31 protein-coding genes are annotated in these 26,407 nt (G+C 39.8%); 4 read left to right on the top strand and 27 right to left on the bottom strand.

Annotation, left to right across the window (positions count from 1 at the left end; genetic code table 11):
• Positions 1–159: 159 nt before the first annotated feature.
• Entirely contained in the window at positions 160–672 is a 513-nt protein-coding gene (locus JK635_RS07445) for a YkyB family protein (RefSeq protein WP_202653327.1), read from the top strand.
• A gap of 287 nt (positions 673–959) precedes the next feature.
• On the opposite strand, the gene JK635_RS07440 is transcribed toward JK635_RS07445, so the two are convergent.
• The 6 genes from JK635_RS07440 to JK635_RS07415 all read right to left on the bottom strand — a co-directional run bounded on the left by JK635_RS07440 (position 960) and on the right by JK635_RS07415 (position 7,383).
• On the bottom strand, positions 960–1,169 hold the full coding sequence (locus JK635_RS07440) for a DUF7446 family protein (RefSeq protein ID WP_202653326.1): 210 nt from the start codon (positions 1,167–1,169) through the stop codon (positions 960–962).
• A gap of 174 nt (positions 1,170–1,343) precedes the next feature.
• Positions 1,344–2,906, bottom strand: a complete 1,563-nt coding sequence (locus tag JK635_RS07435) for a hypothetical protein (RefSeq protein WP_202653325.1) — start codon at positions 2,904–2,906, stop codon at positions 1,344–1,346.
• Positions 2,907–3,011: 105 nt separating this feature from the next.
• Positions 3,012–3,614, bottom strand: coding sequence for a PIN domain-containing protein (locus tag JK635_RS07430; protein ID WP_202653324.1), 603 nt, complete (start codon positions 3,612–3,614; stop codon positions 3,012–3,014).
• Positions 3,598–4,263, bottom strand: coding sequence for a helix-turn-helix domain-containing protein (locus tag JK635_RS07425; protein WP_202653323.1), 666 nt, complete (start codon positions 4,261–4,263; stop codon positions 3,598–3,600). Before JK635_RS07425 ends, JK635_RS07430 begins: the two co-directional genes overlap by 17 nt.
• Before the next feature lie 93 nt (positions 4,264–4,356).
• Entirely contained in the window at positions 4,357–5,721 is a 1,365-nt protein-coding gene (gene iscB, locus JK635_RS07420; protein WP_202653322.1) for an RNA-guided endonuclease IscB, read from the bottom strand.
• Positions 5,722–6,909: 1,188 nt separating this feature from the next.
• Positions 6,910–7,383: a hypothetical protein gene (locus tag JK635_RS07415; RefSeq protein ID WP_202653321.1), complete on the bottom strand. Its 474-nt coding sequence runs from the start codon at positions 7,381–7,383 to the stop codon at positions 6,910–6,912.
• 260 nt (positions 7,384–7,643) lie between these two features.
• On the opposite strand from JK635_RS07415, the gene JK635_RS07410 reads away from it, so the two are divergent.
• Complete coding sequence (locus tag JK635_RS07410) at positions 7,644–8,576, top strand: putative endonuclease domain-containing protein (RefSeq protein WP_202653320.1); 933 nt, start codon at positions 7,644–7,646, stop codon at positions 8,574–8,576.
• A gap of 74 nt (positions 8,577–8,650) precedes the next feature.
• Here JK635_RS07410 and JK635_RS07405 read toward each other — a convergent pair whose 3' ends face one another.
• The 3 genes from JK635_RS07405 to JK635_RS07395 all read right to left on the bottom strand — a co-directional run bounded on the left by JK635_RS07405 (position 8,651) and on the right by JK635_RS07395 (position 9,915).
• Positions 8,651–9,118, bottom strand: a complete 468-nt coding sequence (locus JK635_RS07405; protein ID WP_202653319.1) for a hypothetical protein — start codon at positions 9,116–9,118, stop codon at positions 8,651–8,653.
• A 26-nt stretch (positions 9,119–9,144) separates the two neighbouring features.
• The gene (locus JK635_RS07400) at positions 9,145–9,465 is read right to left on the bottom strand and encodes a hypothetical protein (protein ID WP_202653318.1); all 321 of its coding nucleotides are present in this window, start codon (positions 9,463–9,465) and stop codon (positions 9,145–9,147) included.
• 138 nt (positions 9,466–9,603) lie between these two features.
• A complete protein-coding gene (locus tag JK635_RS07395; protein ID WP_202653317.1) occupies positions 9,604–9,915 on the bottom strand; it encodes a hypothetical protein in 312 nt (103 codons plus the stop codon).
• Between the two features lie 1,166 nt (positions 9,916–11,081).
• Between JK635_RS07395 and JK635_RS07390 the strand changes: the two genes are divergently transcribed.
• Together JK635_RS07390 and JK635_RS07385 are read left to right on the top strand one after the other, a co-directional pair.
• On the top strand, positions 11,082–12,236 hold the full coding sequence (locus tag JK635_RS07390; RefSeq protein ID WP_202653316.1) for a hypothetical protein: 1,155 nt from the start codon (positions 11,082–11,084) through the stop codon (positions 12,234–12,236).
• Between the two features lie 575 nt (positions 12,237–12,811).
• Entirely contained in the window at positions 12,812–13,162 is a 351-nt protein-coding gene (locus JK635_RS07385; RefSeq protein WP_202653315.1) for a hypothetical protein, read from the top strand.
• Between the two features lie 116 nt (positions 13,163–13,278).
• On the opposite strand, the gene JK635_RS07380 is transcribed toward JK635_RS07385, so the two are convergent.
• The 18 genes from JK635_RS07380 to JK635_RS07295 form a co-directional block, all read right to left on the bottom strand.
• On the bottom strand, positions 13,279–13,503 hold the full coding sequence (locus tag JK635_RS07380) for a hypothetical protein (protein ID WP_438803824.1): 225 nt from the start codon (positions 13,501–13,503) through the stop codon (positions 13,279–13,281).
• Between the two features lie 64 nt (positions 13,504–13,567).
• Positions 13,568–14,449 carry an SLOG family protein gene (locus JK635_RS07375; protein WP_202653313.1) on the bottom strand — a complete coding sequence of 294 codons (882 nt, stop codon included), beginning with the start codon at positions 14,447–14,449 and terminating at the stop codon, positions 13,568–13,570.
• A 112-nt stretch (positions 14,450–14,561) separates the two neighbouring features.
• Positions 14,562–15,143, bottom strand: a complete 582-nt coding sequence (locus JK635_RS07370; protein ID WP_202653312.1) for an HD domain-containing protein — start codon at positions 15,141–15,143, stop codon at positions 14,562–14,564.
• A 130-nt stretch (positions 15,144–15,273) separates the two neighbouring features.
• A complete protein-coding gene (locus tag JK635_RS07365) occupies positions 15,274–15,420 on the bottom strand; it encodes a hypothetical protein (RefSeq protein WP_202653311.1) in 147 nt (48 codons plus the stop codon).
• A 959-nt stretch (positions 15,421–16,379) separates the two neighbouring features.
• Positions 16,380–16,937: a hypothetical protein gene (locus JK635_RS07360; RefSeq protein WP_202653310.1), complete on the bottom strand. Its 558-nt coding sequence runs from the start codon at positions 16,935–16,937 to the stop codon at positions 16,380–16,382.
• Between the two features lie 359 nt (positions 16,938–17,296).
• On the bottom strand, positions 17,297–18,310 hold the full coding sequence (locus JK635_RS07355; RefSeq protein WP_235887962.1) for a thermonuclease family protein: 1,014 nt from the start codon (positions 18,308–18,310) through the stop codon (positions 17,297–17,299).
• Between the two features lie 27 nt (positions 18,311–18,337).
• Positions 18,338–19,465, bottom strand: a complete 1,128-nt coding sequence (locus JK635_RS07350) for a hypothetical protein (RefSeq protein WP_202653309.1) — start codon at positions 19,463–19,465, stop codon at positions 18,338–18,340.
• Positions 19,466–19,957: 492 nt separating this feature from the next.
• Positions 19,958–20,143: a hypothetical protein gene (locus JK635_RS07345; protein ID WP_202653308.1), complete on the bottom strand. Its 186-nt coding sequence runs from the start codon at positions 20,141–20,143 to the stop codon at positions 19,958–19,960.
• A gap of 16 nt (positions 20,144–20,159) precedes the next feature.
• The gene (locus JK635_RS07340; RefSeq protein WP_202653307.1) at positions 20,160–20,672 is read right to left on the bottom strand and encodes a hypothetical protein; all 513 of its coding nucleotides are present in this window, start codon (positions 20,670–20,672) and stop codon (positions 20,160–20,162) included.
• Positions 20,673–20,831: 159 nt separating this feature from the next.
• Complete coding sequence (locus JK635_RS07335) at positions 20,832–21,095, bottom strand: hypothetical protein (RefSeq protein ID WP_202653306.1); 264 nt, start codon at positions 21,093–21,095, stop codon at positions 20,832–20,834.
• A gap of 543 nt (positions 21,096–21,638) precedes the next feature.
• Entirely contained in the window at positions 21,639–21,995 is a 357-nt protein-coding gene (locus JK635_RS07330; RefSeq protein WP_202653305.1) for a hypothetical protein, read from the bottom strand.
• 89 nt (positions 21,996–22,084) lie between these two features.
• Positions 22,085–22,387 carry a hypothetical protein gene (locus JK635_RS07325; RefSeq protein ID WP_202653304.1) on the bottom strand — a complete coding sequence of 101 codons (303 nt, stop codon included), beginning with the start codon at positions 22,385–22,387 and terminating at the stop codon, positions 22,085–22,087.
• A gap of 115 nt (positions 22,388–22,502) precedes the next feature.
• The gene (locus tag JK635_RS07320) at positions 22,503–22,883 is read right to left on the bottom strand and encodes a hypothetical protein (RefSeq protein WP_202653303.1); all 381 of its coding nucleotides are present in this window, start codon (positions 22,881–22,883) and stop codon (positions 22,503–22,505) included.
• 41 nt (positions 22,884–22,924) lie between these two features.
• The gene (locus JK635_RS07315) at positions 22,925–23,341 is read right to left on the bottom strand and encodes a hypothetical protein (RefSeq protein WP_202653302.1); all 417 of its coding nucleotides are present in this window, start codon (positions 23,339–23,341) and stop codon (positions 22,925–22,927) included.
• Positions 23,342–23,356: 15 nt separating this feature from the next.
• Positions 23,357–23,740: a hypothetical protein gene (locus tag JK635_RS07310; RefSeq protein WP_202653301.1), complete on the bottom strand. Its 384-nt coding sequence runs from the start codon at positions 23,738–23,740 to the stop codon at positions 23,357–23,359.
• Positions 23,741–24,253: 513 nt separating this feature from the next.
• The gene (locus JK635_RS07305) at positions 24,254–24,679 is read right to left on the bottom strand and encodes a macro domain-containing protein (protein WP_202653300.1); all 426 of its coding nucleotides are present in this window, start codon (positions 24,677–24,679) and stop codon (positions 24,254–24,256) included.
• Positions 24,680–24,985: 306 nt separating this feature from the next.
• Positions 24,986–25,858: a hypothetical protein gene (locus JK635_RS07300; RefSeq protein WP_202653299.1), complete on the bottom strand. Its 873-nt coding sequence runs from the start codon at positions 25,856–25,858 to the stop codon at positions 24,986–24,988.
• A gap of 52 nt (positions 25,859–25,910) precedes the next feature.
• Entirely contained in the window at positions 25,911–26,261 is a 351-nt protein-coding gene (locus JK635_RS07295; RefSeq protein ID WP_202653298.1) for a hypothetical protein, read from the bottom strand.
• Between the last annotated feature and the right edge of the window lie 146 nt (positions 26,262–26,407).

The raw sequence follows: 26,407 nt of genomic DNA, 5'->3' as shown, positions 1-26,407 counted from the left end.
CTACATTTAGGTTAAATTATTCCTATATTCTTTTATTAATCATATAGTATTATCTTTATGAAGTTATTCATTTAATTTTTAGTGATTTTACGCTATACTATAATTAGGTATTCGTTCATTCTGAAACACGACAATGTAGGAGAAAAGGAGTTGATCTCTATGACCGTCACAATCGAGCCAACTTTACGCAATCTATCGGAAGCCATTTTCATCGCGAATCGCCATGCAAAAACTGCTACCGATAACCGCTATCTGTATCAATTAAAACAAAAAGCGATTGAGAAATTGTTGGAGAAAGGACTGGCTCAAAAAATCGGTCTGCACTATTCCCCTAATCCTGGGAGGAGTGTCAGCCGCTCCGATGTCCTCGTTCAAATTGGGGACTATTTTTTTCATATTCCTGCAAAACCAGAAGATTACAAAACCCTGCCGCATCTGGGAAGCCGTGACCAAGACTTTAAAAATCCCCGGCCAACGATCAGAAGAGGAGAAGCATTGTCTCTTCTAGCAGACTTTACAGGACTTCAAAAAGAGTACACGGTCGTTCGTTCGTACAAGCAACCGAAGTACGTTCAAAGCGTGTCACGATGTACTCGTTCTCCGATGACTAGCACTTACTTGGATGGCGGATACAGCCCCTATGGAGTCGGTATCATTAAGAGAAAATCTTAAAGTGCAGGAATCAGAGTAGATTTTCGCCCTACTCTGTTATGAGGTAATTTAGATTGAATTGACAAAGGAGGTAAAAGGAGGATGAAATTCTTAAATAATTTCTGGTTTAACTAAAACAAAGGAGCATCCATTTTCTCGTATAGATACTCCTGCAACTCTTCTGTGTTGACTTCTTCTTTCCTGAAGGCTTTCATGACCAACTGCCCTTCCTCCTCGGTCAAGTCAACATTGTATCCCACTACATCGAAATCGTACAGGGAAGGCGAAGTGAGAAGAGAAGTGTGTCGTTATTGATGGGGCTTCGGGTGCCAAAACAGTGTTCCAGAAGGGAATTCAATTTCCTTGTAAACACCGTCCATGTACTCTGCCACAGTAGCAAGGGCTTGTTCCGTGACTTCCTTTTTATCTATCCACTCCACTCGGTTACGGGTAACTTTTCCTGCATAGATAGTATTGGTCATTGGACTGACAGCAATATGGATTTCTTCCGCTTTCATATTTGATTCTTCCTTTCTTTGAATAACTGAATAATTCAATTATATCTTAACATATTAGGTTATCTCTTTCTATGTTTTACGGTATGTTTTTTTAGGCGGCGCAGCTGGATAAAGGAGTGGGGAGAAAAAACTTTGTCCTACCCCCTTCTATTTAAGACGGACAAAACTAGAACACTAATATTTTCCAGTTTTCAATTCTTTTAAAAGAGAATTGACTCTGCTTGCAGAAAGATGGGTCAGCTTTTGCAGGGCTCTCTGTGAGGCTCCAGGATAAGCCTTCAGCGTCTCCCGAAGCAGTTCTATATCCCTTTGCCTTTTCTCTTCTCTAGAGACGATTTTTGCCTTCTGACGGGCTGTTTTCTTTCGGTCTTTGTCTTTTTTTCGAATGACTTCTGGTGGGTTGCGTCTTTCTTTTTCGCTTTTGGAAATGATGGTGTAAAGGGTCTGTTGTTCTTCTGGGGTAATGTTCAGTTCTTTGATGATCCGTTCGTTTGAATAGTAGTAGCCAGCAAGTCGGTATCCTTTTTCTTTTGCCTGTTTTTGGTAGAGCGGGGAATCTTCGTTTAGAGATGTGGTGAGAACCGATTGCATGTTGGTGGTAATTTCTTTTTCGGACATGGGAAAAGTGAAGGTTTGATTAAGTAAAAGGGTCTTTTGAAAGGCTCTTTGAAAAGCCGTTTCTTTGTCTTCTGGATTGAGGATTTTCTTCTCTGCTTTCATTCGTCCTGTATAGTAGCGGGTCAAATGCAGGCAATACAAAAACAAAATCAAATCCCTGTTTCCTGTCACCTTTCCCTTCCTCATTTCGGACAGTTTTTCCAAATCTTTTGCACGGAAGAGGTTCAGTTGGTTCGTGCTGCCGCGGAAGCGGGTAACCGTCCCCTTTTTGCCATGTCTTAAAGGTTCCGGTTTCCGTTTCTTCGGCTTTCTCTTTTTCTTTTTTTCAGCTCGGCCAACTATGATGTGAGCCACTTCCCGCAAATGCTGCCGCTTTTCATACAGATCAGGCAAACATTTTTTCAAGAGGTTATCCATGTCATACCGTTTTTCATGGCGATAATCGGTGCGGACTTCGACTCCGTTTTTGGAATTGATCCCCCCGTCAAGTCGCATCACTCTGGGTAAATCCTTGACTTTGGCATCTGCTCCCAAATAGTCAAATTGAGTAATGAAGTATTCTTCCAATGCTCTCCAATAGGGAAATCCCGACTCTGATACGGGCTGGAGGAGCCAAACAAGATTCACCCCTCTCCCTGACCAAATCATATAGTTTGGTTCTGGAAGTACATCTCCATCTGTCAGGCGCTCAATTTCTTCTTTCAGATACTCAAGGAACAGTTCCGGTGCAAGATGGTATTGCGTAAGGGAATGAAAATCAATATCGACATAGAGAGCCCTTGCACGGTGAATATGGTTCTGGGTTCGGTCAATCCTCTCTATTCCATTTTTGTACCGAATTTTAAAATAATCGTTCATCGAAAAGTAGGCGTCTTCCCCGACAAACGGGGCTAAAAGGGAAGGTTGATGAAGCAGATCTTGCAGTAGGAAGTGGGTTTGGGTGACTTTTTGCTTTTTACGACCAAACCGGTCGATTTCGTATTCGCCGGGATGTTTTTTAAACAGGCAGATATATTGGGATTCAGGATGATGGAATACGAGATGGGATAAAGCGCGGTCAATCTGGATTTTGGTTTCAGGAGAAAGACAAACGGAGCTTTCTAAAGAGAGTGCGTTCACAAAAACACTTCCTTTTTGGAATACATGAATAATATATGAACAGTGTATCATAAAAAACAGAAGAAAATCTAGGAAAATACAAAAACCCCTATCGAGAGATAAGGGTCAAGACATGAACGGATTGGATAAATGCTCATAGAAATCGCTTGGATGAATCCGCTTAATCGGGCCAATTTCAGATGGAAAACGACGATGGTTGCTCGTAAGTATGTAATCACATTCTTCTTGAATAGCTGTCACCCACACGTAAAAATCTTTGGGGTCAAAGTGTTGGAGAGGTTCTTTCATTTCTTGGTTTGCAACGATTTTTCTGGCTGTTTCTTCGTCGCAGCCGCTTAACTCCACCAAAACCTCTCCAATCGGCCGGTGTCCTTTGATATATGCTTCGACGGTATATCTTCCAACTATACTGTTAACAGGAATAGTGGAATATTGTTTTAAAAGGGGGTACACGAATAAGTCCAGGAACTCCTCCGCTTCCCCCCATTCATAAATCACTTTCTTATTTCCTCTTCCAAGCCCATCGACGGTAGTTTTATAAAGAAACTCAAATAGCCCTACTTTGGAAAAGACGGGTTGAAATAACCCCTTTAATTGGGCGGATTGCAAAATGGTTCGATTTACCCCGCTCATTCGGATGGCTCCGCACAAGACCGTGGTATCAATCAAAACTTTAGGAGGACGCGGAGCATCATAGATCAAATTCATCTACGTCCCCCGCTTCCTTATTTTTCATGTCCATTCGTCTTAAGAATTCTTGCGCCTTTTTATCATGTTTTGGAGTGGTGATAAATGCCTCTTGCGGAATTCTCCAATGCCCCCCGTCTGTTTTGTAGGCTTTGGGGATACTCCCTCTCTCGCACATTCTTCGAATTGTCTGATCACTTAAGCCTAATTTTTCAGCCGCCTCACTGGTTGTATAAAAGGATTTCCCTTCCTCACTGGTAACGATCTTACCCTTATAGACTGGACGTTTAATGCGAGCCGGTTTTCTGCTTCTGTTTTGTTGGGCAAGCAGAGAGGCTAACAATTTTCTTCTGGTAAGGGCGGTATTTTCTTCTGAAAGTTCGCTGAATTGCTCGATGTATTCCAGTAAATACTCATAGGCTTCTATCTTCTGTTCATGATTGTATGCTTCTCTCACTCGTTTTTCTGTTTCCCGAAGTTTGACGAGCTGATCGGTTGTGGGAGCAGTGAAACGAATAGAAGACAGGAAGGTTGGGGCAAACTGTAATTGCCAAAACGTTTTTTCAACGGCTGCCTTAAAGACGGTTTTCGCTTTTTCTTTATCAATCTTTGTAAGGATTTCTACACTTTCCCAAAGTTGTTCTTGCTCTTGATCTGCCAAGCGTACCATTGTTTATCCCTCCTTTTCCTTAATAGTATCACCAAAAATCAAAAAGCTCAACAAACTCAACAACAAATAATAAGCAGAGGAAATCTCCCCTGCTCACGCATGTATGGATTCACGCTTTTTCTTATCATAGTTCCAACCATTACCCCGTTGAAGGACTCTTGCATATTTGTACGAAAAATCCAATCGTTTCCCGTCTTCTTTATTGATATAGAATTTACCATTTTTTCTGGTGGTTACACGACCAACATAGCGACCGGCATTTTTGCTTTTCTCTGGAAGGATCACTTCCACAATGTCACCTGTTTGAAAGCCAAAGTGCTGTTTGTTTCTGCTGCGGTATTGTCTTGGGAAACCATATGCGTCCGGCTGCATGATTTGACGGCTCCCTCTTCCAATGGCTATCCATTGTTCTACGTAATCGGTATTAAAAATGAGGGATTGTGGGGTACTTGCGCCTACACACGAAGCATCATAGTAGTGGGTTTTTGGGAGATGGTGTTGAATCCGTTGCATTTTCGTTCTAGCGCCGGTTCCACATTCCACTGGGAGTTCGGTTTGTTTCAATTTTTCAAGAAGATGCCAGCGAGTTGCATTCATGAAGGTGGCTTCTTTAAGAGATTTGTTGTTTCTTTTTGTGATTTCGGCCAAGTTTTTAGCTCTTGTTTGATCAATTTCTTTTTTGGATTTTTTTAATTCCTCAAGCCAGTCTTCAGGGTGTTTATTGGATTTCAATTCATTACAGGTTCGGCAAGAAAGAACCAAATTTTGAAGGCGGTTTGTGCCACAGGGGCCCTGTTTTGGATTTTTAGGGATAACGTGTTCCACATTTAAAATCGGATCTTTGGATTTGCCTTCGCAATAGGCGCATGTTCTGTTCCAAACTTCAAGCAAGTATTCTTTGATCTCATATCCGAAAAGAGTACCTTGCTGATATTCAATTCCTTTAATATAAGGGTTTTCCATCAATTGTGTATCGAATTTTACATGCTCAACGCTAATGGATGAAATAGGCAAGAGATTGCATAGTTTTTCAATGGTATTTATTGTTTGATTGACGCGGGCAACCAGTGAAGGAGGAAGCCATCCTTTCTCTCGTTTGCGGTTGTTAAATCGCTTTTCGCGGTAACGGGTTTTACGATTACGCCTGTTTCTCCGTCTATTCCTTCTATCTTCTAACTTTTCTGTTATTCCTATTTTATGAACTAATTCCCCTAGCCAAATGACTCTGGCTATATTGCTTTCTTCAACTAAAACAGCAAGTCCCGTGATTTTTGCACCAGGATCTATTTTTAGTCGTAATGTTGGTAAAGGTGTTTTCTCTGTTGGGTTGTTTTTTAGACGAATGGTAAACGGGAAAAGTTGATATATGACGGCTTTTCTTTGCTTAAGAAGTTTCCGTGCTCGTTTTTCCGAACACGGCATGAGTGGCTTTTTGTGTTTATCCAATACAAATACCAATAAAGATCACCTTCTTTTAAATGATAATCCCCTATCCGAAAGATAGGGGTGTTTCCCCGTTAGGGGCTCGTAACGCTGCCAAATGGCAGTCTCTCTTCGCCAATGTTAAAACGGCTTGTCATGCGAGTTCACTGGTCTATCCCTTTCGACCTGTTTAGTTCCCGCCACAGAGCAACGGACTGGAGAAGCATCCGAGGGTGTGATAGCCGTCTTAACGGAGTTCTTTAAAAGAACCAAGGCTGGTTGCACATGAAATGACAAGCATTTCAAGAGATGTTCGATTGCAACCATAGTTGAACATCTCTAGGGTGTACAGCAATGTGTGAAAATGAAAAGAGTTTTTCGAAGGAAAGAAAACTGTTTAAAAACTTTTCTCTCCTTCGCATAAGCCCCGCCAGTTATGCCAAGACTGACGGGTATTCAGAAGAACTATGTTATCTTATATAAATATTGTAACATATTAAGAATAAAGGAATCTAGTTTTTGAAAGAAAAATTTACAAAAAAATAAAAAGCAGAGGATTTCTCCCCTGCCTATGCCAAAATCATGTTGTTCCCTCTGGTTGTTGCCGCAAAATCTAGTATATGCAGCGCTTACACGGGATATGTCAGGAAGCAAAATAGTTTTTTCGTTTTAGGAAAAAGTGTTAATGTGGTTGATGATGTGCTGGGTTTGTGGGGATAGTCTAAATCAGAGTAACGAGTGGGGGGTTTTCTTGGTGAGGATCAAAAATCTGAAGGATGTAAGGCTTGAGGCGTTCGGGTACTTGTTCCGGCTCCACAAAATCGGAGATCCAAATGAGAGGGATGTTGTTTTGGATGACATATTTATCCTTCAACCTATCTCTTCGCTGGTTGTTTTCAAGGTTTTTATGTGGGTCTTGAGTTTTGGTGTACCTTGTCGGGATTCTGTGCTACTCCCCGTCATATTCAAAGAGGGCAATTGGTGTTAGATGTTCGACATCATTGGGGGCAAAATGAGGAATATCAAAATCATAGAGAGCGGAAATTTGAGCTTTCCTTTGTCTATAAGATCATCAAATGTTCTTTGGACAGAAAAATTTACTCCGAGTGAAGAAGCAAGGAGACAATGGCTTTTTCGCCTTTAGATTCACGACAGCGAGGACAGCGAGATCCTCGAAGGAAATTAGGTAGGTTTCGGTTGTTTTTATCGGTCTTTGCGTCCTGGTCACTCCTTGTTGTGTTTCGTGAATGTCTTCCGCACGGCTTCTTTTAGTCGTGAAAAAACATTTCGGAAGACTGACTCTTTTTTAGCCCCCTCAAACAAATGAAGATCTTGAATTTCTTTTTCAATATGAATATCTTGCAATCTTCTCGAATCATTCGGATCATTGGTTTTTGTGAGAATGCTCATGCGCTTGTAGGGGTTATCGGGTGGGGTTAGTGGCGAAAGAGTTGGCTTGTCTGCTTGAAGGGATAATGGATGAAAAACGGGAATTGGAAGATCATATTTTTCCCATAGACAGCAAACCGGACACCTTCCTGCGCCTTTCAAAAAGTTCTTTGGAAGTGTCGGGTAGATGGTTCCGCATGGCTTATGACGTATTTCTATCGGAAATGTGGATTTGACGTAAGGAGTTACAAGTTCATAGTCTCCTGCGATCGGGTCAAATTTTTCCGTTTTCCATCGATCCGGATTCATCGGTTTTCCTCCCATACAAATACCTCCTTTTCTACTTTATTCCTTTATACTTATATTATATCATTATTCTTAATAAATCTAGGAAAAGACAAAAGAAAAATGCCCTCCTATTCGGATAAGACATTCTCTTTTGAATTACAAAAATTTAATTAGCAACATAAATAGGGTACAGGATTGCAACCGTTAAATAGACTATACTAATAAGAGGATAATATGTTCAATATAAAAACAAATAATTTTTAGAAGGGAGAGGTGAAGTCATGGGTTCTAACATTATTCCTGAAAAGGAAGTTCCAAGTTTAGAAAATGGGAAAACCATCGTATATGAAGAAGAATTACCATTTCCTTATGTACATTACCCATCTAATTATGGGGGACGCGGTGCTTTTTTCGCCTTTCAACAAACAGAAGACAGTCCACTATTTCATTGCTCCTGTCAAAAGAAAGGTATAGAAGTTTATCTTTTAGGGATGCGAGGGTTATCTGGTATTCCAGTTGCATCCAACGATTTGATGATTCAACGATTTTTGGAGTTTCTCCCCGTTAAAGATAAACTCTGTCATATTTGTAATAAGGTGGCTCCCAAATATGGATATGGAAAAACCTTCGGAGGAACCAAATTCTATTCGATTTATGGGCATTACATAAATGGACTAGCTTATGAATATGGAATTGATTATACTGGACATCTCTTAAATCCTGAACTAATTCCATCTGATATTGTTCCTATGTTGATTACATCTGAAAATGATGACAAACGGTTGGATGAACAATCCACGAAGGATTTTATACGTTATTGTGAGAATGTGATTCGTAGTCGAATGGGATATTTTCCTATTGGTAAGAGGTGGACATCGGAAATCAGGTTGCTTGAATTGGTCAGAAGAGTCTACCCGAACTATACAGTCATTCATCAATATGAAATTGACCATTTGAGAGCTGATATTTATATTGAAGAATTACAATTAGTTATCGAGTATCAAGGCGAACAACATTTTAAGCCCTTTGCTTATATGGGAGGAGAAGAAGGTCTCCGAAAAACGCAGACAAAAGATCAGGAGAAAGTGGAATTATGTAACTACTATAAACTTGGGATTGTCTATTTTTCATATCAAGATGAATTAACGGAAAAATTGGTTAAGGATAGAATTACGTCTCATATAAAAGAAAAAAGCATGAACTATTCAATATAGGTGAATGATCATGCTTTTTCTTGTGTTATTTGCTATGCTTTTTAACATTTTGTGATTCAAAAGAGAACTTCTTACTATTCGGAAGGTACCTCATAGTTCAGCAAAAAGGCACGACGCCTTTGCATTCTCGCATTTAATTGGTCTGCCAAATCCAACGGAACCTCCCGTAAGAGACAAAAAAGATCCAAATCCATCGCATGAAGCGTATCTAAAAAGGTTTCAGACTGTTGGATTTTCTCAAAAGGAAGATGGGGAAGAGAAAAATCAAGGGTATCAGGGAGAACCAAAAGATCTTCCAGTAAAGTATTGATTTCTTTTGGGGGAGATTGATAGTTTTCCGCTCTCTTTTTTTCGTTGATAGACAAAGAGAGAATGGAACAGGACTCTTTCACAATATAGTACAGGCGGCTATTTCTTAATTGAAGCTCATCCATTGTGAGTGGCCTCTTATATTCCCAATGGGCTTCGATTCCTTCTAAAAAGAACTGGTAAAGAGGAAACGCCCTCATGGATGTAAGCCATGTTTTTGCCTCTTTTGTCATAGGTCTACCTCCATTTCTTTATAGGTTCAAAGCTGTTTTTCAACCTCAATTTTTTTCAGCGCTGTTTCAAACAGGATTTCGTTTGTGCTGTCACCGGACTCTTTTGCCTTCAGGAGTTCCACCAGCAATTGTCCCACAAGAAAATCTATGGGCATATACATACGGTGTGCGCAGGCTTTCTTTAATTCAAAGTTCTCTTTTCGGGCAGAAACCAGTTCATAGGTGCGGGCTTTTACCCGTTCAACTCGTAAAATTGGGATGGCGGCAAGATCTGTACTCGACCTTACCAATATGTTTGGAACGAGAATTTCCCCTTTCTGAAAGGTTAATGGGTCTTTGTTTTTCATAGGGTGTTCCTCCATTTCATTCCTTTATTCCTTAATAATTCCATTATATAAAAATAATCAGAATCTTTCACACCGCCCAATTCCATAAAAAAAGCGCCTTCAGAGAGAAAACTCTCCGAAAGTGCTTAATATCGGGCTTTATGCACAAATTTCTGTATCTGTTACAACATGAACCAGGTGATGAAGGGCGTCCTTCAACTTGGCTGCCGGAAAGGTAGCTAAAATGATTTCTTCAAGACCCTCTATCTTGTTCTCAATCTTCTTTAGCACAAATTGAGTTTGGTTGAATTCAACCGCAAACACCACAGTTCCCTTGCGATATCCGACGACCGGCAGCACAACCGAATATTCGATGAATTCCAAAAGCACTTCAGGATCCTCGTAATTTACTTCAGTGTTATAGTCTGCTCTCGAAAAACCTCCAATCTCAAACGGTAATGCCTCAAACATGAATTTTCCTCCTTTTATTTTATCGCCGATACATTTTTATAACGTTATTCTATCAATATTCATTTATTCAGTCAAGAAACAAAAGAAAGAAAATGAAAAACCGCCTATCCCGTCGGATAAGCGGCTTTTCTGCGCCTTTTTTGTTAAATAACGTTGCCCCACTAAAATGAAGGATCACTTTAAGTGTAGTTCAGTTATTACTTACTATTGTTTTTCTGATTTTATTTTAATAGAAAAAAAGAAAAAAAGCAAGGGCCAATTTCTCTTTTTTGTTTGACATCATACGACGGAAATCGGGAGTTTGACACTTTCTTTCATTTTTAAGCGTACAATCCCCCTCTTTCATCACTATCGACCGGATGATTGTCGATTTTTCGATAGATGGTTTTAGCGGTGAAAAGTCTTTCATTTCAATAGATACACCTAGACTCTCCTCTTTCTATCTCTTAAACTTAAAAAAAAGATGTTGAAATGATACGAAAATTATTCTACAATGAAGTTGCCCTTATTTGTTAGAAATTGTTATGTCCTTATAAATGCAGCGATCACCAGAAGTAATAGAGTTATCAGCTCGAAGTTCATGTTTGACTATTCTCTTGTTGATTTTTATGCAAATTGATAGTTTCAAATCGAACACAACCTTCTTGGATGATCCAAGAGTGTATTTAACGTACCCTTATTGCCTTTTTACTTGTTCGACGCTTCTTTGTCGTACTCAAATCAGAAAAAGGTGGGGTTGTTACACTCTAGCGAATGTTTTCGCATCATGCAACAAGGCTGTGTTTTTTGTTTTATAAAGACCGTTCTTTCTTTTACAGGAGAGAATGGCTTTAAAACATAAAATAACAAGTCCAGAAAAAAAGAAAAACTTCCGTTGGCAGCGGAAGAATTGGCGTATGAGCGTTTGGCGACGCTCAATTGACTTGGCAAACCAGAAAAGAAAGGAATCTTGGTCAACTCTGATCCGACAACTTCATATTCCTTAATAAAAAGCCCGACTCGACCCATTTTTTAAAAATGAGGAGTCTTGGGAGGATCTAACCAACCCATTTTTCTGGTCATATAGTCTCATTATAACAAAAATCGCACAATTCGCAACGGAAAAATCTTGGAAAAATTAGCGATACTTATAATCTTTTTTAAAACGGTGGAAGGAGGTGCAAAACATGACACAAGAAATGCAGATCAACGGCTTTATTGTCCATAAGGGAGTGATCGACGCCCTAAAGTGGTATAAAAAAGAATCAGGGAAACGGATTCCTTCTTCCGCCTATGCCGTTTTTCTCTCGTCTCTATACCAGCGGCATAAAGACAACAATCCAAGAGGCATACTGAAAAACTTCCATCTTCCTGAATGGGCAAAAACCACAAATGTCCTCTATTCTTCCTTTTATCATGGATACAAATGGCTGGAAGATCGGAACTTTCTGAAAGAAATTATATTAAAAGACGGCTCCCCTGCAAGAGTTATTACGGATTGGGAACAGTTTTCTAATCCAGAAAAAACAGGAGAAGACTTAAACTATTTCCGTGTGCCGTTTGCCTTGTTTGAAACGGACTTTTTAGCGTCATGTGTACGCACCTCCAATTCAGAAGGCATTGAGTTGTTGCTGCAATTGTTTGACCAATTCCGTGTGAAAATAGCGGATGTCATTCAAAAAGGCGGGAATCTGGACCTGAATAAACTTCACTTGGAATTTAACATGAAAACCTTAAAAACCAAACTGGGGAAAAACGCCAAAGGGGTTCGGGAAACTCTCACACTCTTTGAATCTCTCTTTGACGTTAAATACCACGGTGTCTCTATGCGCGGGAAACAATTATGGGTGAAAAAAGTTATCTTTTATCTAAAACCGATCTGCGTGAAAGAAAACTCGGACACCTTTCAGTTGTCTCCGATTATGCAAAAACTGAATCAAGAACTTACTTATGTGCTGGACGGAATGGGAATCAAATACCGTCCCGTTGATGCTTCTCAAACCATGTTCTCTTTTCAGCAAGAAATTGTGGAACGTTTAAAATACATACAGGATTTGGAGTCGGCTACCTATAACCAGCGGGATCAGTGGCTTAAGAATTTCTTCCTCACCACTCTTGATCAGGTAAGCGAACAAATCCAGAAGGTTCAAAAAGCGACTGGCAAGTTTTCATTTCATAAAAGTATCGGCGGCTATTTCCGCATCGCCTTCCGAACGCAGTTCTTCCGGTTATTTCCAGGGATTCGCAAGAAGTTCCCTGACCTTTTGATTAACGGGTATTGGCTGGAAGAAAAGGAGACAGGCCGTCCCGCAAAAATCACTGAACTCTATTCTATCGTATAGGTCTTGTAAGCCTTGCTTTTTCAAAAATTGGAAAAAAGCAGGGCTGTTCGTCGTTTTCTTTTTTCTCCCCTCTTTTTTCTTTGTGTTTTTCTTCTGATCATTGTCTTTTTTTATTTCCATTCTTGTTGAAAACTTGTTATATAAAGGAAATGCTTGAACGAAGATTCCTCTTTTTTACCCAATTTTACCTTCAAATGACCTCTTGTGAATAAGTGAATCTTGAAATATCCGCTTGTGGATTAGAAATATGAACTTGTGGATTGTGAATAATGAAAATAACGTGTTGTGAATTGTGAATTCTCGAATGAATCCATTCTTAAGAAGTATCCTTTATCCCTTGGGGCTGTATGCGTGAACAGGCTTTTTTCAGCATGGGCTTAATCTTTTTTGATGTTTTATTTTTTTGTGATCTCTTATAGAATTTATTATTTATTTTTGATTCTTTACGTTTAAAAAAAGACACCTTTAATATCATCGTATGAACGTTTAGGGTTTACTATTTGGGGCAAACATAGAAATGATTAGAATGAATACGGTCATTGGTAACGATAAAGCAAAAAAGGAGCTATATATATATGACATGGGAAAACGTTCGGTTTAAAGACTTGAATCAAGGTGAGATTTTCCGCAAGAAAAAAGACCTATTTATATTGGAAGGAGATGCGGGAAGAAGAAGTCGGATGGTCGGATTCTATGCTTTAACAAAAGTCAAACCCGATTCGCATTGCATTGAATATGAAGCTGATAAATGTGAACATTTTGAAATAGAAGGGGTTACCTATCATCGGTCATCAGAAGATGTAGAAAATGAATTTGGTGAAATGTGGGAACCCTATTATGCCATTCGAAAAAGAGATACAGGGCATATGAATATGAAAGTTGAAAAATATAGCGGAACAATTTTAAAAAAGTATACTAAAAAGTAGGGCAAATTCCCAAGCGAATATCCCTACCTTTTCATGTGTTATTTATGATGTTTTTTTTCTTTTTGCACCTCAAAAGCGAACGTCTTCTTCTATAGAGAAGGCATCATTCTTTAGGGTTACATTCCATGTGTTTTTTGAGCGACCTTATAGGCATCAATCATTCCCCAAATCCAAAGAATCGGGCTGGTAATGAACCCTACAAGGACAAAGCAAAGCAAAAGGGAAACGGTGTATGCAATGATGAAACCAATTCCTTTTCCAATCTGCCCATTATAGATCTGCCCAAGACCAACAAAGAAAAAAGACAAAACAACAGCAAGTCCAGGATTTTTCTGATTCAAAAGCAACTCTCCTTTTTTTATTTCGTTAAGGATTTCTTAACGATAAATTTTCTCATGTGACCATTTAGGCTACTCGAAAGAGCGTTGGGTTGATATGAATGATATGAGGCTTGTGGTCTGCTTTTTTGGCATACCTCACACAATTCGCTGTTCCACCGGTTGATTTCCCTCTCCAGCAGGCTATTAAAAAAGCGGCATGGTCTACCATCCATTCATTTCGGATTTGCATCTTCTTCGGCTCGTAGCCCCCGTCACATACAATTTCAATATGGTCTGCCTGTCGTAAGATGTCCCGATAGCGAAATTGGGAAGATTCCGGCCATTTCCGATCCTGCCCTGCAAAGGGAATCGCAGCAACCAGTTGAATGTGAGGATAGCGTTTCTTTACATCCAGCACCGCTTCTGCTGCCCATGTATCGACTCCTAGCGCCATCCCTGAAATGAAGGTGGTCACACCCTTTTCCTTGATGAGATGTTCTATCGCAAACCGCAATTGTTTTTTGACATATAAGATGACAGGATTTGTTTCGTCATATGGGTTTTGGATGTTTTCCACTAAATCCTTTGGTCTATGCCCTGTAAATGCGCATGCTTTGTTTTTGTCTATATTCATGTCTTTTACCCCTTCCCTCTTTCCCATTTTTAGTAATTCATCCACGGTATAGTTATTGGCGAGATCCAACAGGACATCCCCGTGGCAGGCTTTTGGTTTGCACCAGCAAGCAAGAACTTTCCCTTTTAATTCTGGCAAGGCTTTAACAAGATCCGGCTGCGTTAAAAACCATTCTCGGAATTTCTCGACGGCTTCTTCTCTTGTGTTGGTTTTGTATTTTGCGGTTGTTCCTTCTTTATGGGAGAACGGGTTCCCCCACTTGGAGCCTCTCCCTCTGCCAATGTACACATCAAACGGCTCGACTTTACAGTGGACCACCTTGGGTACTGCCATCCCTTTCCCACTCTCTTTCAATTTTTATTACGATATATAATTATTATAACATTATTCACATCTAAAGTCTTGGAAAACAAAGAGGGAAAAACAACAAAAAAACGCTAGAAAACTAGTGTCTTCCCATTCGGTTTTTCAAGTGGAGGTGCATCGTCAGGAATTTTTTGCGAAGGAGACTCGGCAATTCCTCCTTGATTTCATATCCCAAGTCTTGATGAAGTTCCCTCCACCAAACCCCTGTTGGCTGCACAAATTTAGCCTCATAGTACAAAATAGCGTTATCGGCCTCTTTTACCAGCTCCCATTCTTCTTCTGTTGGTGGTCTTACGCCAAGTGCTTCCCAGATGACTTGATGAAGTCGGTCTTCAATCGCCACATATTCAGATAGGTTTCGTTTGACCGGTCTTGGCAGATCTACCAGATAGGCTTCGGTACCATCATGCCAAAGTCCGTAAAACCGAACCAAAGGACTTGCTCCCTTATCTTTTAAGTATCTTTCCACAAGAAGGGAATGGTGCAGAACAGAATAGAAGAACGCAGCATGTCCACCGTATCGGCACAACTGGCTTAAGGCGTGAATCATATCCTGCACATCCACTTCTTCTGATCTTGGGTTAAGTGGATAAATGTTCTTCCCGCTTAAGGTGGCCATGTAATCAAAAGGAGTTCTATATTTTTCTTGTACTTGTGTCAATTCACTCTCTCCTTTTTTTGGGTGGCAATTCCTTTTACTCCCCATAATCACTAGGTCACTTTCATTCATTCCTGTTCAATCCGACACTCTCCCTTGTCCAGCTGTTTGCATGGTTTCGATATTTTCTGGTTTACACAATCCGGAAGTAAGTAAATTCCTTCTGAAAATGGGGGATTGCGTCTTTCGCTGCTTGTTGTGTGGCATACTCCCCCAGCTCCGCCTCCTTAAGGTATTGACCATTCCTATCCAGCAAATAACCTAACAGGAGGAACTTCATATCGTCTCAACCCCTTTTTTCATCATATTTGTTCAGGAAAAAATGCGCCCCATATCCGCGACATCATAAAAGCCTAATATTTTCGCTACTTCAAGCAAGTCTCTCAATTGGTTGTAGACATCATCTTGCCGTGGCGGGCATACCTTGAGTCTTTTTACCTTATATTTCCAATTCCCATCTTTTTTTGTGGTTGGAGATGTGAGATAGTGACGATTGCACTGTTTGCCTTCATTCAATTTACTTCTAGGATGTCATCTTTGAGGGTATGCAAGGTGGTTATGTGTACTTCTTCATCGTCCATGAAGTCAATCACTACTTTCCATCACGATCAAAAAGATATTGGATATGATTGAGGATCTCAACGCTTGAGGACTTTTTAGCGCTGCAACATTCGTAGAACTCATCCCCTCTTGCGATCCTTGAAAAGAAGTGTCACTTACGAGACTTGTTTTTTGGGAACATGTTGTTATTCCTCCCTTTTATAGCGAACCGTCAAGGTTGATTTTCCTCGAATCGTTTTGATTTTCAGTTCCGTTTGCTCAAGCATTCAAAGATAGAAGGGTTTGATTCTTCTTCTTTTATGGGTTTCATCACGATAGACACAAAAAATCTCCCTTTAGTTGTTCAAGCACTTCATTTGTAAGGATGGAAAGGAGAAAATTCGACTTTCCATTAGGGCTTGTCTTACGTGTTGATTTTTTGGAGCTTTTCGAAAAACACATTTTCTCACTGTTCTTCTCCTTTCCTTATTAGCTAATCGTTTAGATTATTTATTAATCTTTGTTTGTAAATGTGATAGGTACAATCGCTTTAGGTAAGAAGTTCACTTCATAGTGATATTTACTTACGCTTGCTCCGCCAATTTTTTTCTTTATATTTACGTAAAATTTTAATCATTTGAACCAAACTTCTTGTTCTGATCGGATACCCCCTAAAGAATTTCTTTGGGGGTTAGTGGCTTATGCACCCTTTTGTCCAGCTTTCGCGCCCTTTTCACGGATTTTCTGGAACTGGTGATAGGCTTCAAAGTTGCGAATGTAATCCAATGCGGTAATGGCAAATCGTTTCATGTCCATTTCAGATAAAAGCATGTTGACGGATTGTTCTTGTTTCACCATTTTGACTGCCCCTTGTCTAATCACTTGCCCTTCTCCGACCGAAATCGTAATCGCAAACGGGTAGTTAATTTTTTCACCCGGCTTGCCAGATCGTTTCATAATTTTTAACACGCGGGCTTCCGGTTTTCCGTCTGGGCGTTTCGATTGGGCAGAACCCTTGTATTCAGCATAGTCGGTGAATGTTCCTTGCAGGATGTCTGTTGCCAAGACCTTCAGCACGTCAGGGTTAATCGAGTGAGAGACAAATACGCTTGGCGTTTTAGCGTAATCAACAAGATTAAGTTGGATTTTGTTGAATTTTTCATTTTCGGCATTTAACGCATCCAATGCCTCAAAGACGTTCTTGTTCGTCTTCACTACAAAGATTTGTTCTCTCTGGATTTGAGTTTGATTTGCCATTTTACATCGCTCCCTTTTTATTCGCTGTTTTAGTAACTAATTATTACATTGTTTAATAATTGTACCTATATTATAACAATATTCCGTTATTCAATCAAGAGGAACGAAGTGGAAAATTGAAGATTTTTATGTATTTTATCCATTCGAAGATAGGGGAATACAGAACAGGGAAGACTAAAGAAACTTGATATGACAGTATCTAACATTTGGAAAGTTGATTGTAGCCATTCTATCATTTAACCAAAAAAATAATCCACCCTTGAGTTTTAGCTAACCGGGGTGGACTATCCTGACAAAATGTTTCCTTTTAACTTCATTAAACCACAAAAGGCTGGAAAAGAATCAAGAACAAACCTTCTTCATTCCACAAAGAGTTCTATTGTATGGACAGTTTCAATCATTTTGTAGAAATCGTTTAAGGTTTCTTTTTGTTTGTCTGCCGGGTAAAAAATTTCAAACCGGAACAGTTTACCCTGAATTTTAGTCACAATGGCTGTTACCCCATTACCTTGCGTATTTGCGTGGTAAATATGGGCGTTTCGGAAGAATGTTCTTTTCTTGTTAGTAATAGTGTCATGCTTAAACAGTCGATATTTCTTCTGGAGGGTGTTCTTGGTTTCGGTGTCAATGTCAGCAAAAGAATCATCACTTGGGAACATTTCCAATCTCATCCACCTTTTTGAATCTGTTTTGGACTTCACAATATCTTGATGAGGTTCCCCAGAGAATGCTTTATAGTTTTGTAGGAGTTTTATGGAGAGAGGGAGATTTTCGCTTTTGTAAAGAGTCATCTTGGCAGGATTTGTGGATGAAAAAAGTCCTTTTCCCTTTAGTACTTCTGGGTGAAACCCGTCTTTTTGGACGTAATTGGGGACTTTCCAAATATTCAAATGTTTCTTAATGGCAATGCTTTGTGCTTTATAGTAGGAATCGGCATATTTTATGTCGGGCGGATAGACATAGGCAACGCGAGCAAGCCCATTTTTTACGAGTTTCTCTTGAACGCTTTCTCCTTTTTCTGTGTAAACATACATGAGAAGTCTTCCGTATTTATCCCGATTGGAATAATCCTTTTCCAGGTATACATACTTGCTATTCAAAAGTTTTTTGGTGTAGGCGTAGGCTTTTTTTCCGTATGGTTGCTCTCCTAGTTTGGGATGGTGAGTTTCAGGAGTGTCCACCAAAAGAAGTCGTACTGTTTCTTTTTTTCCTTTATATAGAACAGAAATCGTATCCCCGTCAATGACCTTTAAGAGCTTTACTTTTATTTGACCTGCATGGAGGGTCTTGGCCTCTGCTTTTTGAGTTTGATGAAACGGGAACAATGCAACTAAAAGGGTCAGCAACAACCAAGCTGAAATGAATCGTTTCAAGTACTTCACTCCTTTTTTGATTTTTTCTTATAGATTTGAGAAGGCATGAGCCAGTTCTTTTTGCTTTTTCATCGGGAGGTACACCCTCTCAAATCGGGTTTCAAAGGCTTCTTTTGTGCGGATTTTATCCACGTTTAATGAAAACTTGTCGTCAAGGTTTTGTTTTGTCATATGAAGGGAAACTTGTTTTCCTTTGTATGGAAGCAAGAGATTAACCTCTTTTACCCCTTTCACTTGAGTGAGAAGCGTTACAGGTTCATGCGACAAGATTTTGTACACATTCACATCATTTGAAAAGTAATCCTGGAACAAATCGGCATTGTCGTAGAAAGAGGGCTGGATTTTTCTCTCTTTTTGCAGGGTGTTAAAATCCTTGTAATATTGGATATGAGCAACTCCGTTTTTTAAATTGGCGCTTTGGATATAGGAGTGACCGGTCATATCGGAAACATAGGCTTGGAACGCTTCTTTTTCAATGGGGGTATTTCGGGGTTCAGAAGTGATTTCTGCCGGTTCGTCTTTCCATTCCATCGAAAGAAGAGCGACTCCAATCCCGAGAAGAATCACCGAAGTGATCCCTATTTTGATCGTCAGGTCGGATGCCTTGGAGAAAAAATCCTTGATTCTCTCAAGGAAGGTTCGATTGATCACATCAAAATCATGGAAAGCAGAATTGACGTAAGAATCTTCCTCATAGAAAGCATGCTGGGTCTTTTCAAAAGGACGGAAGGTGAGACCGGGAACAGCCGTTAGTTTTGCGTTCGAAAATGTCGTTCCGTGCAGAAGGGAACGAACAAGCTGCACAAAATTTTCAGATGGTGAGGTTGCAAAAGAGAAGATGCCTTGTTGGGTGTAGAGGAGAACCGTTTCACTGTACGGCTTTCTTTCTATATCCTGAAGAAATTGATAGGGAAATTCTTGATGGTAACTTTGGCCCATGTAGGAAGTGACAAACAACAGACGATACGGGGTGGCGACTAAAATGCCGGTTTGATGGGTGGATGGATTACTTGCCAGGATACATTGAAACAATGCCTCCCCTTCCTGCAAGAGATTGCTTAAGGCGGAAAACTCGATGGGTTTTTGCTGCCACCAATCATCGGCATTTTCACTGATTTGAGAGAGTTGGTAGTAAATGTCTTCCACTAATGGCATAGCGTATCCTCCTTATTAAAATGAAAAAGGCGGTTGCCCATAAAGCAAACTCCTTCAAAAAAGGTCGTTTGCTAAAATTTTTTGTTATTTATCTATTATCACTTTTCATTTTTCAGTTATTCTTTATAGTCCTTGGCTAATCGCTTACGCTTAACAAACCGACGAATATTTTGCATTTCACGAGTGTTCAGACATTCATCTGAATACTTTAATCCTCCATTAAAATCCAGACAATCGTCACAATCAAATACAAAAGAAACTGAAAATCAAATAGATCGATTTCGTTCATCTTAAAACTCCCCCTTTTTATGAATGCCGAATTTGCCGCCGGCTTTATCATGTTCATGAAGGCGGAATTCTTCTTCGACAAGACCCTCTGTGTCGTCCTCATACAAAACGAATACTTCTTCTCCTTGACGGAAGCACTAAAGTGCCTCATGATACGAAATCTTTTTCATTCATTCCCACTTATACACGGAAATGCCCCCTTCTTTAAGCTGATTTGTTTGAAAATTTTCCTTGAACCAAACGAGCCACATGAGGCTCTACCTCTTTTTGAGTGAAAGCCCGAAGTTCAAAGGATAGCCAGTTCATCAAAAATATGGGCCGGCACTGAACCAGATCGCCTTCTTTTTTGACATACACTTCCATCCCATCCACGATTTGTATGAAATTCATGGAAACACCCCCTCTTTTACTGTAAAAATTCATCAGGTGCTTTTAGTCCAAATACTTCAAAGGCTTTTACTTTGTCTTCGTTGGTAGCGTGAATGCCGGAATAGTAGAGTTGCAGGAACAAGCGGCAGGCTTCTGGAAATGCCGCTGCCTTTTCCCCTGTAATGCCTTCAATATGGAAATCGACATCCACCACGAATTCACCGGTTGTCTCTTTTACGATTTTATATACCGCATCAATATTACGCCCCTCTTCATCGTCTGTGATCTCTTCTTTTACAACTTGAACCTGCACACGGTCCCCAGCAAAAGAGGACTTTTCCTCCATGCTGTTTAAAAATCCTTTCAGAAGAAAGTCCATCATTTGACTGATGGTAAACCCTCTGGAATGATCAAAGTTTATCCCTTGCAGAGTAACTTTCTCATCCTCCAGAAAAGCTGTTAATTCGTCATTGGTCATGACTTGCTCTTCACCATTGTCAAATGTGACTAGCAATTCTTCTTCATTGATTCGTTGAAATGTAAACTCCATGTTTAAGCACCTTCCTTTTCCGTTTATATTTTAAAATTATAACTATATTATACCATTTTAACGTTATTCATAAAAGGGAATAAGAAACAATCCCTAAAAAAAGGAGTGTCTCATAAGGGGGAAGGAAAAATCCTTCCGACCAAACATCGAGAATAACCCCTATTGTCCAAAAGATGACATGTCAAAGCTGGTATTTTGGAACATGGAGTCAGGGCTAGTTTCATTCATCATGGAATCAAGAGCATCTAAAAGTGGAGTTTCGGTCGATGGGGTGTTGGCGAAATCCATTGATGATTGGTTCATCACCTCTTTTAGCGCATCTTGTGAATCAGCGTCAGCCCCGTGGTTGAGAAGTGACTCTTGATTTTGGTTCATTTGATCCATGAAGTCTTGCATGTTTTGCATATCCATTTGTTGTGCCATCCAACTGCCTCCTGCTCCCAATAGAACAAGAATCAACCCAAGTCGTCTGAATAATCTACCTAACGTTTTCATGATTAATCTCCTCCATCATCATTAAATTCGTTAAACATATCGTCTATCAGCCAATGCGACAGACATAAGACGAAGATTTCCCCCTCTTTTTTGTTTGGTTTTGTTTACCTCCCTTTCCGAGCAGAGGAAGGGAGTGAAGGGCAGTTCTACCCCTGTAAAATGAGACAGAAAACAAGCAAAAAAACAAGAAAAGGTTTCCCCTTTCCTCGCTGTCGGTCGGTCGCTCGGTTGTAGCTACATCCTTTGCTTTCCACAAAACTGCCCAGGTCGTGCTTTACCAGCCGGTAGATACCGAGATGTAGTCTGCCTGACTTTTGAAGTCACACGGACGGGATTGGGAGAGAAACTCTCTCCCTCTGGGAAGAAAACGCCACCCTCTAACGGCCAGTTTCACCCGTTATAAGCGGGGCGGTTTTTTAAGACGTTCTCCCGTACCGTCTGGATAACGGGGACATGCCCCTTTTTATGGAATTAAGTCAGAAGATTTTTGTTTAGATTGGACAGGTCAACCAATCCTTGAATACTTTGAAAGGCATCCTTATAGAGGGATTGCATGATGAGTGGAAGTAGTTGTTTCACTTCTTCTGGAGAAAACCCTTTCGAGTCCTCACGAAAGTCTTTTAGAATTTCCTTTTGCATGATATTGTCAGCAGACATTTGGCAAAGAAGCGACAGAACTGCAAGTTCTTTTAACTGTTTTACGCCAAGGACCGATACCCCGCCTGCTTTTACATCTTCTTTAAGCTGTTGATTGGTAGCAAGAAGTAAAGAGCTGCACTCCACCTTTTCAACTGTTCTTCCGTTTTCTTCAATGGTTATGGTATACACGAAAGGATCCTCCTCATTTTTGATAAAGGGAAATTTCCCATAAAACCGCTAAAAACTAGCAGCGGTTATGATTTAGAAACAGCTTCAAATTAGTTCTTGATTTCTTCCGTAATTAGCTGAAAAAAATACTCCTTAATTTTTTCTTCCAATTTCTTTATTCCTTCTGCATCTGTCACACCCTGCTCTTTTGCAATGTGAGGGACGATTTTTTGTTTTAAGGAATGAACAGCTCCGTTTAAGATGCTCGTTGACACACGGACCAGTCTCTCCATACTGACAGCACCGGAAATATGACAGATTCCTAGATTCCCATTTTCACCGGCAAACAAAATGAACTCTCCTTCGAATTCCCCTACTTTTTCGCTATCTTCTTCAACTGTTACTTTTAACATGAAAACGCTCCTTTTTCTTTTAGGATGAACGAGAAAAAATCTCGCATAAAGATAGAATAAGTATTATTATTCTCTTATTCTATCATTATTCCGATATCGTAAAATAGTTACAAAATTAATTCAAGACCAAGATGTTGTTTTTTTTACTTGGATGGAAAACACGGGAACCTGTTTGGGTTTTTTGAGTATTGTGTTTGATGGAAACTTCAGGTGTTCGAAGTTCATCCAGAAAAGAATTGGCTTGAAGAAGTACCTTGTCGCGGATAATTTCTTCGGATTGGTCAGAGGTTGCTTGTCTCATTTGATTCATGCAATAGTCCATGATAGCGTTGAAAACGTATGCGCCAAGACGAATGCAGTCTTCGACACCCACATTCCCCTTTAAGGAGTATTTAATATTGATGTTTTCCTTATCTTCCGAAAACACGGCCGCAATAGCAAGCTGTCCCTTTAATTTTTCAATTCCTTCGTCTGTTTTGATTTGCACCTTAATCATCGATTCGCTCCTTGCATTTTATAACTATATTCTACCATAATTCATTTATTCGATTCTAGGAAAATAGGAATCTTTTTTTGTGAAATCAATTCTTCAGCAAATGTAAACACAGGAATCAAATGGTGGGGATCGACTGCCTTTTGTTTGTGGCAGACTGAACACTTATATTCTTTTCCCCATTCATTCCCCAAATCTAAAAAGAGCATCTCATTCTTCCAAGTAAAATCAAATGTTTTTAAAATCTCTAAATACTGTAAATTAGAATGCCAACAAATAAGATAGGCATGAAGAAAAAGCCGTTCATCCTTCACAAACTCGGTTAAAACGCCAAAAATGACATACATTGGCATCTCTACTTGGCGCTGAATGATGTCTACGGTAAAATAGGATAGATCTGTTAAAGCAATTCTTTCGATGGCCTTCTCAATCAGAAATTTTTCTCGAATTGTAATGGTCAATGAATCCCCCCTTTCTTACATTCTTTCAATAACCCGTTCTTTCCAGGTAACTTTTGCTAACAAGTCATTTGTGATTTCCATTCGAAGTTCAGGAGCGACGGAACCGTAAGATTCCTCATCCTCATATTCAAGGGTTCGGCAGCGGTAAATGGTCTTTTTACGATTTCGGCGGAAGGTTCCGTTTTTCTTTTTTGGAAATTCGTTTATGTACTGAACCCAAAAGGCTTCTTCCTCATTTAAGATTCGAAACATTTTTTGATAGTCCTTATTGATATGGATGAGCTGGTCTTCGCCTAAATTCTTAAGAAAGGTTGAAAGAATTTGTTCCATGAGAGAACAAAAGTCAACCTCCAGTTGAAGGGTTTGGCCCTGGCTGTTTTGAAGATGAAAAGAATGCATAGAATCCTCCTTTATCAAAGTGATAGATCGGTCCTTTGTAGCCGTTTGTTTGAAGTATGGTGAAGTAGTTGAAAGGTAGCAAGAGCATCGGCTAATGCCGTGTGCCTTCCCTTCACATCAATTCTAAAGTAATCAAACACCCCTTGGGAGAAACAGGCTTCTTTCGGCACTTTTCTTGCTGCATAGAGTCCCTAGAGGATACTCATTGTGTCCAGGTAGCGGTGCTGAACCAAAGAATCAAAATCCTCCCCAACCGAGCGGAACATTACGCGGAGAAACGGGATATCTGGTTGGCGACATTGTGCGCTGCCTCAACCGGCTTTCTCGTGAAATGAGTCTCGATATAGGTCTTGATCTCTTTAACTAACCTATTTGGGGGAAGACCTCTTCCTGAAACAACGGTAAGATCCAGTCCGTTTACCTCTTTTTAATAAAATGATTATTTTATAACGTCATTATACCGTTATTACGTTATTCTGTCTATGAATACGGAAACCTCTGCATAAGCAGAGGTTATTTGACACAAATTAGAATCTCGATTGATGTATCCTGGAATACTTCTTTAATAATGGACCGAACAATCGGCCAATCCAATTTGTCCAGCCCGCATCCAATTCGTGGCATGGCAAGGTGATGGAAACCAAGCTGTGTAAGTTGATGTTTCATTGAATAGAGTGACTGCGTGAGACTTTTGTAAGTAGGTTTTTGCCAATATTTTTCTTTCGTAATGAGGTTGAAAATCAAAAATGGTCCATGAAAGGCTTGTGCTTCCCCCACTTTAGGGTTTCTTGACAGCAAATCTTGTTTCATGACGGGGAATTTTTTGTTGAATTGGAGGGCAATCCCCGCTCCTAGCTTGCAATCAGCTGAAATACAGTGAGCAAGAGCATAGTAATTAGGAACTGTAAACAAATCCCGTTCTATTTCTTGGTATTTCAACTAAAATTCCTCCTTTTGATCCCGTTTATTTAATTTAGAGACAGATTTTTTTTAAATATATCTTATAACTATATTATACTAATATTACGACATTCGAATCCATCATTTCAGAGTAGATTATTTGTCTGCATTTTGTTTGCAAACGTCCTCCTCTCACCTGCTTCCATAGGTCAGGGACCCTGGGTCAGAGTCCCTGACTTATTTTTTAATCATGATGTAAAAAGGAGACAAAAAAAGAAAAGAGAAGAAGATGGAGAGAGAAAAAAGAAAGTTGCAAACAAATTGTAAACTTTTTCTTGAAAAGAGTTAGAGAACTTGGTAGCAAACAAACCCCTGTCCTTCCACAAAACATTGAAGCTGAAAACCACAAGAGAAAACGGAATTTGCGAATTTACCTAGTTGTTCGCTCATCGCCTTATAGAGGAGACAGCCTCTTATGATTTCCTCTTGTTTTTTCTTAAGGAGTTCACGTTGAGCCGGCAAATCCTTAAGTTCCACTTTGATTCGTTTCATCATTTGTTTATGGCGGAATTGCAGGGACATCCCCTGATATTCGGCTAGGCGTTCTTTCAGCTCTTTTTCTTTTTCATCCATCGCCTTTTCACTTTCTTCTATTTCATGAAGGATGTCATCGCGCCTTTTGAGTCGGTCTTTTATATCCACATGGATGTATACGTTTCTGGAGGCAATATGGATGAGGCCAATTGGCTGGTCTTGAAAAAGAAGCGAAAATTCTTTATTGGGGGATGGCGTTCTTTCCACGAAGAAGTCTGTTTCTTTGAAAAATGCATTAAAGTACTGAATGAGTAATTTTTCTGCTGAATGGTCTCCGTTTAACAGATAAGAGATCAAGTCTCCGAATGTTCCGTTGCTTTTGTCAAAATAGGTTAACAGGGATGGAAAGTCTCCAATTTTTAGAAGCTCGACCGCCTGATTTAAGTAGACAACAACACTTTCCAAGCGGTGAATAGTAGAATGAAGGGGAAGCGGCGGCCGGTTTTTTTTGCTTGAAGATATTGGTACCCGATTGCAGGGGAGGGTTTCTTCTGGTTTATCTCTTCCCTCCTTGATAGGGGAAGAATTTCGTTGGCCGGCTTCCTCCAAAACAGACGTTGTCTCTAAAACAGGACTTAACATTTTTTCTGACCAAAGGGGACGTTCTACTTTGTGTAATTCCACTTATATGAACTCCTTTCTTTTAGAGAATTTCTCCATAATGAGAAGAGAAGTCTTACTCCTCTTCCGAATCCAAATCATATTCATGAAGTGATTGTTCCAAACGAAGACGTTTTCTTTTGTATTTTGCACTTTCAATGGAATAGTGTTTTTCAAACTTGCACATATCACAAGAACAACCAAGAACATGTCTATTTTCAATCCCAGTTAACGCATTGTTTTCAACTAGTCGGAAAAACTCCTGTTTTCCTAAAATCTGTTTGACCTCTTTTGTTCGTTTTTGTTTCAAGCGGAAGGCTTGTTTCCGGTAGTACCCTCGATTTCTAACGGTACTCTTTGGTTTTTCCTGTTGATCTTCAAGAATTTCTTGCAGTTGTTTTTCAACATGTTCGGAAAGTTGGATCATGGTGAAAGCCTCCTTTATTCAATTCGGGGAAGAACCCCATAAAACCGAGAATATCTCGGCCTATGCAGATGGCTTCATAGAGAGAGCCTGTAATGATTGAGTGAAATCTAATATGGATGAAATGGGGTATAGGTTTTCTTGTGGCG

The sequence above is a fragment of the Neobacillus paridis genome, from assembly GCF_016765675.1.
GTDB classification, from domain to species: Bacteria; Bacillota; Bacilli; order Bacillales; family Cytobacillaceae; genus Neobacillus; species Neobacillus paridis.
This window is presented reverse-complemented; position numbering and strand designations above follow the sequence as displayed.